Raw genomic sequence first — 9,995 nt, 5'->3', positions numbered from 1 at the left:
CCCCCGGGGCGCCGGGCACCGACACGCCTCCGGACGCCTCGGCCACCCCGGACACCCCGAACACGGACGCCGGCGCCCCTGAAGCGTGCGGCACGGACGGCAGCGGCACGGATGATGGCAACGGCACGGGCGGTGGCGCCTCCGGCACCCGCCTGCGCCGCTTCCTTCGGCACCCCGCGCTCCTCGCCACCGCCCTCTCCGGCGTCCTCCACGTCATCTGGTTCTTCACCTTCGCGAACAGCGGGGGCGACCTCGCGGCGCAGGACGCGTGGGCGGAGTTCGTGGGGCGCAACCCCGGCTCGGCGTACAACCTGGCCTGGTACGGCGGCATGCACCCGGTGTCGTACAGCGTGGTGTCCCCGTACCTGATGGCCGTGCTCGGCGTGCGGACGACGATGATGATCGCGGGGACGCTCTCCGCCGGTCTGCTCACGCTGGTGCTGATGCGCAGCCGCGCCGTGCGCAACCCGGTGTGGCCGTCCCTCGCCGGCATCTTCGCGCTGCTGTGCAACGCGGCCTCGGGCCGGGTGACCTTCGGGCTCGGCATGGTCTTCGCGCTCGGCGCGGCCGCCGTCGTCTTCTGCTGGCCCTACCGCTGGCGCTACAAGCGCTGGGCCAAGGCACTGTGCGCCGCACCCCTCGCCGCGGCCGCGACCGCCGCGTCCCCGGTGGCCGGCCTCTTCGTCGGCTTCGTCGCGGTCGCGCTGTTCCTGCAGAAGCGCCGCCCGGGCGCATGGGCGCTGGGCCTCGCGCCCGCCGCCGTCGTGGGCATCTCGGCCTGGCTGTTCCCCTTCTCCGGCACGCAGCCGATGATGTTCGCGTCGGTCCTGCTGCCGTTCACGTACGCGGTGTTCGTCTACTTCCTCGTCCCCAAGGAGTGGGTGACGGTCCGGATCACCTCCGCGGTGTACGGCCTCGCCGTCCTGCTCGTCTGGCTGATCAACTCGCAGATCGGCTCCAACATCAGCCGACTGCCGATGCTGCTGGCGGGCGTCGCGCTGATCGCCGCGCTGCCGTTCACCGCGCCGCGCTCGCGCAAGTGGTACGCGATCGTGGTGGCGTTCGTCGGCCTGAACGCCTGGATCGGCTTCAAGGCCGTGGACGACGTCATGCACACGACGCCCGAGGCGTCCTGGGCCCGCGAACTGGCCCCCCTCGTCAACCAGCTCCAGGAGGCCGGCGCCGACAAGGGCCGCGTCGAGGTCGTACCGGCCCGCTCCCACCGGGAGGCGTCCGCCCTCGCCCCGTACGTCAACCTGGCCCGCGGCTGGAACCGCCAGGCGGACATGGAGCGCAACCCGCTCTTCTACGACGACACCCTGAACTCCGCGAACTACCACGAGTGGCTGCAGCGCTGGGCCGTCCACTACGTCGTCCTGCCCAAGGGCGAGCCCGACGGCGACGGCGGCGAGCGCGAGCGCGAGCTGGTCCAGCGCGGGATGCCGTACCTGAAGCAGGTCTGGGGCGACGCCAACTGGCAGCTCTTCGAGGTCACCGACCCCACCCCGATGGCGGACCCGCCCGCCGTCGTCACCCGCGCCGAGCAGGGCGAGGTGACGCTGGAGGTGGAGCGGGCGGGCCGGGTGCTCATCCGCATCCCGTACTCGCCGTGGCTCGGGCTCGTCGACGAGCAGGGCAAGAGCCTCAAGCCGCCGCAGGAGACCGAGGAGTCCAAGCAGCGGGAGGACGGGGAGCCGAAGACGTACGACAACGTCAACGGCTGCCTGATGGAGACCGAGGAGGACGCCCAGGGCGACAGGTGGACGGAACTGCTGGCCCCCCGGGCCGGCACGTACCGCCTGGCGGCCCCCTACCAGCTCCCCCGGGGCACCGGCTGCCCGGAGGAGATGCGGGAGGAGGCCCGCGGGAGCGGCGAGTAGCCCTCGCTCACAGGCCCCGTCTGACCTGTACGACCCGTCCGGCCCGGCCGGCGCTCAGCCGCTCTGTCGCTCAGCCGAGCTGCTTCTCGATCGCCGACACGACCTCGGCGGACTCCGGCTCGGTCTTCGGGGCGAAGCGGGCGACCACGGTGCCGTCCCGGCCGATCAGGAACTTCTCGAAGTTCCAGCGGATGTCACCGCTGTGGCCCTCGTCGTCCGCGAAACCGGTGAGCCGCTCGTAGAGGGCGTGCCGTCCGTCCCCGTTGACCTCGACCTTCTCGGTCAGCGGGAAGGTCACGCCGTACGTCGCCGAGCAGAACTCCGCGATCTCCTCGGACGAGCCGGGCTCCTGCCCCAGGAACTGGTTGCAGGGCACCCCGAGCACGGTGAACCCCTGCGCCGCGTACCGCTCCTGCAGCCGCTCCAGGCCCGCGTACTGCGGCGTGTATCCGCACCTGGACGCCACGTTGACGACGAGGACCGCCCGTCCCCGGTACTGGCCGAGGTCCGCGGAACCCCCTTGCAGCGCATCGATGTCGACGTCGAGGACGGAGGCGTTGTCTGTAGTCATGAACGGATGCTAGCCCGGCCGCGCTTCGGACGCTCGCCGTGACAGGCTTGCTGCTCGTCACGGCCTGCTCCGCCACCGACCGGCCGTCCGAGAGGGCCGACGGTCCGCTGCGCACCGGGCTGACCGACACGGAGCGGGGGATCCTCGGCGAAGCCGAACAGCGGCTGATTTCCGACTGCATGCGCGACAAGGGATTCCGGTACGGGCTCGACCTCGACACGGACGGCCCACGCGGCGGGGTACCCGAACGCCGCTTCGGTTCGGACGACGTCGCCTGGGCCCGCCGGCACGGTTACGGTCTGGCCGAGGCGGCCCGGTCCGGCGACGGGAACGGGAGCGGGAAGGCCGCCGTGGCCGGAAACAGCCCCCAAGCGCGCTACGTCGCCTCTCTCACACCGGGACGCAAGGCCACGTTCGACCGCGCCCTGAACGGCACCGACCGCGCCGCGATCGTCGTCCCCGCGCCCGGCCGCGGCCAGATCTTCACCAGCGCCGACGGCTGCCTGGCCGACGCCCGCCGACGGCTCTACGGCGATCTGCGCAGGTGGACCGAGGCCAAGGCGGCGGTGGTGAACCTGGAGTACCTCACCTTCGACGCGGTGGTGAAGGAACCGCGGTACACCAAGGCGCTGGCCGACTGGCACTCCTGCATGAAGGCACGGGGACTGGCCCACTCGAACTCCTCGGAGGCCATCGGCGCCGTCGCGAAGGAGAACCGGTCCCGCACCGCCGGGAAAGCGTGGAAGCACGAGGTGACCGTCGCGGTCGCGGACGCCGAGTGCAACCGCGCGGCCGGCCTGGCCAGGACCGGCATCCGCCTGCAACGGGAGCACGTGCGGGACGCCGCGCGCCACGAGTTCGCCCGCCAGACCCGCTACTACACCCGGGCGGTCACGACAGCGCTGACCCGAGCCCGCTCGCTGCCCGACTCCACGTCGGGCTGAGGCCGCACCACCCCACCGAACCCGCGCGCCCGACACCGTCGGTACGGGCGCGGGCCCCGGCGCCCGCCGGAGGCAATCCACCCTGAGGAGAACACCATGCGCACCATCAAGCGCGCCCTGTCGGGGCTGCTCCTGGCCGCCGTCCTGATCCCGGTCGCCGCCACCACCGCCCAGGCCGGCGGCACGAAGCCCACCTGGGACAACCGGAACCCCGGCAACTGCGACCCGGGATACCTGTGCGTCTACAAGGGGATCGAATACAGCCTCGATGGCGTCGGCATCGCCAAGTTCAAGCGCGACAACCCCGTTTGGTCGGACACCGACAACCGGTACATCGCCCACGAGGACTCGTCCTGGTTCAACAACGGCTTCCCCGGTTCGTACAGCTCCGTGGAGGTCTTCGCGGACAACGGCTACGGCGGCAACTCCTTCTGCCTGGACACGGGCTGGGGCAACACCTGGGACAGCGTGGCGAACGACCAGGGCGAGGCGAACCGCTGGCGGAACGGCCCCTGCTGACGCACCTCCTCCACCGACCTCGACCGGCGGGGTGCCTTCCCCGGGAACGCTGCTCGGCCGGCTCGGCCGAGCAGCGTTCTCCTGAACCACGATCCGCTCACGAGGCCGAAGCCGACGGAACTGAGGAACTTCGAACCGGAACCGGCGAAGCCGGACGACGTACCCGACAGGGTCGGTCCACACCCCCCCCGCTGCGGTCGTTCTCGAAGGAGACGGTCACCGCCAGGTCGGCCCTCCCGTTGCCGTCGTGGCCGGCGGGCCGGACCTGGAGTACGGCCCCGATGCCTTCGACCCGCCCCCGACGCGGTGAGCAAGCGGGAGAGCAGCGGTACGAGTCGGGCTACGTCTTCCACCACCCGCACCGGCCGCCAGACCGAGCCGCGGAACGTCTACCGCTCCTTCACCGGAGTCGCCGAGTCCGCCGGCCTTCGCGTGGTCCGACTGCACGACGCTCGGCACGGAACGGCGACGCTCCTCTCAAGCGGCGGCCGGTTGCGGGTGACCGTCCTCGTTGATGTCAGAAGTGGATGTCAAAGGCCACCTACCAAGATTGGTAGGTGGCCTTTTCCCTTGTGCCCCCGGCAGGATTCGAACCTGCGACACCCGCTTTAGGAGAGCGGTGCTCTATCCCCTGAGCTACGAAGGCGGGGATGTGTGGTCTAAGGGGTGCAATCCGCCCGTATCGGGTTGATTCCACGCCTTGGGGTCCAGACATCCACACGGTGCCTCACCTGGGTGATGCACCGCGCACAGTCTAGCGGTTCGGTGTGGGGTGCTGGGGTGCCGTACCTGGTGCCGTGTCCGGGGCTGTCGTCGGCGGGCGCAAGGCTGTGATGCCGGTCAGGAAGATGTCTATGCCTGCCAGGAACTGTTTGCGGTCGTCGTGCTCGCGCAGTTGCGTCACCGCCGCGTGCACGAACGGGTACCGGGCGGGGTCCAGCTCCGCCCACCGTGCGGCCGCGTTCTCCAGGAAGGCCGCCTTGTCGGTGTCGTCGCCAGCGCGGTCGCGGGCGTTCGCGGCGTTCTGGGCGGCGACGCCGAGGACGTAGTTCACGAGGGTGCCGGCCGCGTCGAAGCGTGCCCGTTCGGGGACGGCAAGGGCTTCCAGCAGGCGGCCGATGCTCTCGTAGAAGTTCAGCATCGCGGGGCGCCAGGGCTCGCGGGAGAGTCCGGCGCCGACCCAGGGGTGCGCGTCGATCGCGTCGAACAGGCCCACCGCTACGCGGCGCAGGGCCTGCCGCGGGTCCGTGTCCGGGACCACCTCGGCCAGGACGCGCGTGATGATGTCGTCCGTGGCCGCCGTGAGCAGGTCGCCCTTGTCCGTGACGTGGTGGTAGATCGCTCCGTAACCGGTGCGCAGGCGAACGGTGAGCGCGCGCAGCGTCAGCGCCTTCTCGCCGCCGTCGTCAAGCAGCTCGATCGCGGTCCGGACGATCAGCTCCCTCGACAGGCTGTCCGTACGCCGCGGGGCTCGTGAGGGCTCCTTCTCGGCCTCAGCTCTCTTCGCCATGGTCCCAGTATCGCATGGATGGATCGGCGATCCAAAGTGGTGCTAGCTTGTTGGATCGCCGATCCAATCAAGGGTCGGTCACGTGAGTTTCGAGAGGGAGACCATGACGGCATCGGTCACGATCATCGGAGCGGGTCTGGGTGGCCTGGTCCTGGCCCGCGTGCTGCACACGCACGGCATTCCGGTCGCGGTCTACGAGGCGGAGTCCTCGCCGGACGCGCGCCGCCAAGGCGGGCTGCTCGACATCCATCCCCACAACGGCCAGGCGGCCCTGGAGACTGCCGGGCTGACGGAGGAGTTCCGCAAGCTGATACTGCCCGGCCGCGAGGCTTATCGCGTCCTCGACCGGGCGGGGAACGTGCTGCTCGACCTGCCCGACGACGGCACCGGCGGACGTCCCGAGGTGCCGCGCGGCGCGTTGCGGCAGTTGCTCATCGACTCACTGCCTGCCGGTGCCGTCCGGTGGGGGTGCAAGGTCACCGGGGTGCGGGCCCTCGGCGAGGGGCGTCATGAGGTGGTCCTTGCCGGCGGCGCCACCGTCGTCACCGGGCTGCTCGTCGGTGCCGACGGCGCGTGGTCGCGGGTGCGGCCCCTGCTCTCCGCGGCCACTCCCGAGTACACCGGCGTCTGCAGCGTGGAGACGTTCCTGTTCGACGGCGGCGCCTGCCATCCCGCCTCCGCGCAGGCGGTCGGCGCCGGGTCGATGTTCGCCCTGGCGCCCGGCAAGGGGCTGTTGAGCCATCGGGAGGGCGGCGGAACCCTGCATACTTACGCGCAGTTGAGGAAGCCGCAGGACTGGTTCGCCGACCTTGGCCTCGTCGACCCCGTCAGTTCCATCGGCCCCCTCGACCCCAGCGGTTCCGTCGGCGTTCCCCGCCCTGCCCCTGCCCCGGATCTGGCCGCGCGGGTCGTGGAGGAGTTCGACGGGTGGGCGCCCGAACTTGTCGCCCTGGTCGCCGACAGTGACMCCCCGCCGGTCCTGCGCCCCGTCTTCACGCTGCCGGCCGGACACCGCTGGGAGCGGGTGCCGGGGGTCACCCTGCTCGGCGACGCCGCCCACCTCAGGGCGCCGAACGGCGAGGGCGCCAACCTGGCCATGCAGGACGGTGCCGAACTCGGCCGGGCCCTCGCCGCGCACCCCGGCGATGCGGAGGCGGCGCTCGCCGAGTACGAACGAGGCATGTTCGCCCGTGCCGCCGCCGTGGAGGCGGACGACGACGGCTTCTACTCGATCATGATCGATGACGACGCGCCCCACAGTCTGCTGGCCCTGATGACCGGCGCCCCGTAGGGGTGGTGACGTGCGTCGATGTCCTGGTACGGCCCACTCGTCCGCGTCTTACCTGTCCGTACGGGGGCGCGGACAGGTGCCGATCAGTGGTGGCCGTGGGCGGAGCTGGAGGCGCCGCCGAACAGGCGGGCCACGGCCCGGAACGGCAGGGTGACGACGGTGGCGATGGCCCCGCCGATGGAGCGAAGGACGTCTGCGATGGCCTTCAGCATGATGCTTCTCCGTTCCTTCCGGCGCGGTGTGCCGGATCTGGCGTGCCGCTGTGTGACAGGTCAACGGCTGGTCAATGACTGGTCAATGGCCGGTTGCCCGGCGATCTGCCGGAGAAACCGGCCCGTGGCTTCCCGTGCTTCGGCCCGCGGCTCCCCGTGCTCCGGGCCGCGTACGGATCTCGTCGTCCGCCGGCCCTCGCGCCCGCCTTCGTCGTCGGCCGAGGGCGATTAACGTTCTATCGGGCGCACGAAAATCTATCCTGGCGAGAGTAGACATTGGGTTGTGAGGTGGCTATGGTTTCTCTCGTAGCCGAGATCAGGAAAGCCCGGCAGAGATGAACTGCCGGGAGTGGTACGCAGTTTGCAGGGCAGTGCGGTGGTGGAGTTCCGGAGCCAGCGGTTGCAGGACGGTGACGGGGCTGATCGCCGTACTGGGTGGCCCGCAGTGATCAGGGGCCGCCACGAGCAGTGCCGCAGTACCGCAGTGAGCAGGACCGCAGCGCAGTACGAGAGCAGTACCTCGGTAAAGGCGCCGGCTGCGGGCGCGCGTACCGGGAGGTTCGGCAAGCAATTGATCATCGAGGGAAGAACGGAGGAGCGAGGCGCCATCAGGATCGCCCGGGCGAACGTTCTGGACCCGGGTACCGCAGGACATCGACAGTGAGGTGGTCTCCGGTCGAGCAACCGCGATCCCGGCATTCCCGGCAGCATGTGATCCGGGTCTGCTGAAGACAAGAGGCCGGCGCAGTGCCAGGGCCGGCAGATGGTGTAGCAGTTCCTTCGGGGCCTTGGTGCCGTACGGCACCAAGGCCCCTCGACATGTCGGCATGCTTCAGCCAGGAGCGGCCCCCGCCCCCGGACCCCTTCAGCGCCAGTCCACCGCACCCGGTGCCGACGGGAGCGTGCTCTCGATCTTCGAGCGGATCTCGCGCATCACCGCGATCACCTTCTCCTCGTGCGAGGCGGTGAGGCGGGTCAGGGGGATCGAGCAGCTGACGGCGTCCGTCGCCGGGGACGCGTAACGCAGCGCGAAGCCGAAGCCGCCGATGCCCGCGACCGTCTCCCCGCGGTCGACCGAGTGACCGCGGGCGCGGACGCCCGCGAGATCCGCGAGCAGGGCGGCGCGGGAGGTGTGCGTGTTCGGGGTGAGGGCGGGCAACGGGCCGGGCGGGAGCGGCAGTTCCGCGTCCGGGCGTTCCGCCAGGAGCGCCTTGCCCAGGGCGCCCGCGTGCGCCGGGACCCGGCGGCCGACCCTGCTGATCGTCCGCAGGTGCTCGTGGGACTCGCGCGTCGCAAGGTAGACGACGTCCGGGCCGTCCAGCCGGGCCAGGTGGATCGTCTCGCCGAGCGCGTCCGAGGCCTCGTCGAGGTAGGGGCGTACGACCTGGACGTACGGGTCGCTGTCCAGGTAGCTCGTGCCCGTCAGGAGGGCGTGGATGCCGATGCCGTACAGGGAGCCCGTCGTGTCGGAGCGCACCCAGCCGCAGTCGACGAGGGTCCGGAGCAGCTGGTACATGCTGCTGCGCGGTACGCCCAGCTCCTCGGCCAGTTCGTCCAGGCGGGCCGGGCGGTCGCCGCGGGCGGCGAGCAGTTCCAGCAGGGCGACCGTACGGGCGGCCGACTTCACCCCGCGGACTCCACCCACTCCGCGCACTCCACGCGCTCTCCGGGCCCCGCTCTTCTCCGGCATGGCCTCATCGTAGATCCGTGCCCCCGCCCACCGACCGTGCCATTGACCGTCTCCGGTTCATCGACCTAACCTACGTTCCCATACGTGTATGTCATCTGCGTATGAAGACAGAGAAGGTGACCGATACGCATGGGCCAGCCGACCGTCACCGAGTTCGCCGTCTATCCCGTCGCGGGCCGCGACTGCATGGAGCTGAACCTCTCCGGCGCGCACGGCCCCTACTTCACCCGCAACGTCGTGGTCCTCAAGGACTCCGATGGCCGTACGGGCCTCGGGGAGGTGCCCGGCGGCGAGAAGATCACCCGCACCCTGCGGGACGCCGGGTCCCTGGTCGTCGGCGCGAAGGTCGGTGACTACAAGCGGGTCCTGCGCGCGATCGGGGACCGCTTCGCCGACCGCGACTCCGGTGGCCGCGGCGCCCAGACCTTCGACCTGCGCACCACCGTGCACGCCGTCACGGCCGTCGAGTCGGGGCTGCTCGACCTCCTCGGCCAGCACCTCGGCGTACCGGTCGCGGCCCTGCTCGGGGACGGGCAACAGCGTTCGTCGGTACGGGTGCTGGGCTATCTGTTCTACGTCGGTGACTCCGGCCGCACCGATCTGGAGTACGTCCGCGAGAGCGACTCGGACGTCGACTGGTACCGCGTCCGGCACGAGGAGGCGCTGACGCCGGAGGCGATCGTCCGGCAGGCGGAGAGCGCGTACGACCTCTACGGCTTCCGGGACTTCAAGCTCAAGGGCGGTGTCCTGGCGGGCCCGGAGGAGGTCGCGGCCGTACGGGCCCTCAAGGACCGCTTCCCCGGGGCGCGGGTCACGCTGGACCCGAACGGGGCGTGGTCGCTGCGCGAGGCCGTCGAGCTGTGCGGGCCGCTCGTCGGGACGCTCGCCTACGCCGAGGACCCCTGCGGGGCGGAGGACGGGTACTCGGGGCGGGAGGTCCTGGCGGAGTTCCGGCGGGCGACCGGGCTGCCGACGGCCACCAACATGATCGCCACGGACTGGCGCCAGCTGACGCACGCGCTGGCGCTCCAGTCGGTGTCCATCCCGCTGGCCGACCCGCACTTCTGGACCATGCAGGGGTCGGTGCGGGTGGCGCAGCTGTGCAACGCGATGGGGCTGACCTGGGGGTGCCACTCCAACAACCACTTCGACATCTCGCTGGCGATGGTCACGCACTGCGGGGCGGCGGCGCCGGGGGAGTACAACGCGCTGGACACGCACTGGATCTGGCAGGAGGGGCTGGAGCGGCTCACCGTGCGGCCGCCGCGGATCGTGGACGGGGAGGTGGCGGTGCCGGACGCGGCCGGGCTGGGGGTGGAGCTGGACGTGGAGCGGTTGCTCGCGGCGCACGAGCTGTATGTGGAGAAGGGGTTGGGGG

9 protein-coding genes, 1 tRNA gene and 1 pseudogene are annotated in these 9,995 nt (G+C 71.0%); 6 read left to right on the top strand and 5 right to left on the bottom strand.

What is annotated here, in order from left to right; all coding sequences use genetic code 11:
* The first annotated feature begins 152 nt into the window (after positions 1-152).
* Positions 153-1,880, top strand: a complete 1,728-nt coding sequence (locus tag FGF04_RS29710; protein WP_149514453.1) for an MFS transporter — start codon at positions 153-155, stop codon at positions 1,878-1,880.
* 70 nt (positions 1,881-1,950) lie between these two features.
* Here FGF04_RS29710 and FGF04_RS29705 read toward each other — a convergent pair whose 3' ends face one another.
* A complete protein-coding gene (locus FGF04_RS29705; protein WP_149514364.1) occupies positions 1,951-2,451 on the bottom strand; it encodes a glutathione peroxidase in 501 nt (166 codons plus the stop codon).
* A 38-nt stretch (positions 2,452-2,489) separates the two neighbouring features.
* Here FGF04_RS29705 and FGF04_RS29700 point away from each other — a divergent pair, with 38 nt between their 5' ends.
* From FGF04_RS29700 to FGF04_RS41355, 3 genes and pseudogenes are all read left to right on the top strand, one after another.
* Positions 2,490-3,395 carry a hypothetical protein gene (locus FGF04_RS29700; RefSeq protein ID WP_149514363.1) on the top strand — a complete coding sequence of 302 codons (906 nt, stop codon included), beginning with the start codon at positions 2,490-2,492 and terminating at the stop codon, positions 3,393-3,395.
* A 96-nt stretch (positions 3,396-3,491) separates the two neighbouring features.
* A complete protein-coding gene (locus FGF04_RS29695; protein WP_149514362.1) occupies positions 3,492-3,914 on the top strand; it encodes a peptidase inhibitor family I36 protein in 423 nt (140 codons plus the stop codon).
* A gap of 311 nt (positions 3,915-4,225) precedes the next feature.
* Positions 4,226-4,403, top strand: a pseudogene (locus FGF04_RS41355) (site-specific integrase); the annotation flags it as partial.
* 84 nt (positions 4,404-4,487) lie between these two features.
* Here the strand turns inward: FGF04_RS41355 and FGF04_RS29690 are convergent.
* Positions 4,488-4,560: transfer RNA gene (locus FGF04_RS29690), tRNA-Arg, on the bottom strand.
* 108 nt (positions 4,561-4,668) lie between these two features.
* A complete protein-coding gene (locus FGF04_RS29685; RefSeq protein WP_149514361.1) occupies positions 4,669-5,424 on the bottom strand; it encodes a TetR/AcrR family transcriptional regulator in 756 nt (251 codons plus the stop codon).
* A 103-nt stretch (positions 5,425-5,527) separates the two neighbouring features.
* On the opposite strand from FGF04_RS29685, the gene FGF04_RS29680 reads away from it, so the two are divergent.
* Positions 5,528-6,715: an FAD-dependent oxidoreductase gene (locus tag FGF04_RS29680; RefSeq protein WP_149514360.1), complete on the top strand. Its 1,188-nt coding sequence runs from the start codon at positions 5,528-5,530 to the stop codon at positions 6,713-6,715.
* Positions 6,716-6,798: 83 nt separating this feature from the next.
* Here FGF04_RS29680 and FGF04_RS41720 read toward each other — a convergent pair whose 3' ends face one another.
* Positions 6,799-6,927 carry an LPFR motif small protein gene (locus FGF04_RS41720; protein ID WP_263973004.1) on the bottom strand — a complete coding sequence of 43 codons (129 nt, stop codon included), beginning with the start codon at positions 6,925-6,927 and terminating at the stop codon, positions 6,799-6,801.
* An 865-nt stretch (positions 6,928-7,792) separates the two neighbouring features.
* Complete coding sequence (locus tag FGF04_RS29675) at positions 7,793-8,617, bottom strand: IclR family transcriptional regulator (protein WP_149514359.1); 825 nt, start codon at positions 8,615-8,617, stop codon at positions 7,793-7,795.
* A 129-nt stretch (positions 8,618-8,746) separates the two neighbouring features.
* On the opposite strand from FGF04_RS29675, the gene FGF04_RS29670 reads away from it, so the two are divergent.
* A partial coding sequence (locus FGF04_RS29670) for an enolase C-terminal domain-like protein (RefSeq protein ID WP_149514452.1) occupies positions 8,747-9,995 on the top strand: 1,249 nt, incomplete at its 3' end.

Origin of the sequence: Streptomyces apricus, assembly GCF_008369065.1 — a bacterium.
In the GTDB taxonomy this organism is placed as follows: domain Bacteria; phylum Actinomycetota; class Actinomycetes; order Streptomycetales; family Streptomycetaceae; genus Streptomyces; species Streptomyces apricus.
This window is presented reverse-complemented; position numbering and strand designations above follow the sequence as displayed.

Bases quoted from the DNA above. Each gene is read 5' to 3' on its own strand.
- FGF04_RS29675 (WP_149514359.1), bottom strand. From the start codon at position 8,617: ATGCCGGAGAAGAGCGGGGCCCGGAGAGCGCGTGGAGTGCGCGGAGTG.
- FGF04_RS29695 (WP_149514362.1), top strand. From the start codon at position 3,492: ATGCGCACCATCAAGCGCGCCCTGTCGGGGCTGCTCCTGGCCGCCGTC.
- FGF04_RS29705 (WP_149514364.1), bottom strand. From the start codon at position 2,451: ATGACTACAGACAACGCCTCCGTCCTCGACGTCGACATCGATGCGCTG.
- FGF04_RS29685 (WP_149514361.1), bottom strand. From the start codon at position 5,424: ATGGCGAAGAGAGCTGAGGCCGAGAAGGAGCCCTCACGAGCCCCGCGG.
- FGF04_RS41720 (WP_263973004.1), bottom strand. From the start codon at position 6,927: ATGCTGAAGGCCATCGCAGACGTCCTTCGCTCCATCGGCGGGGCCATC.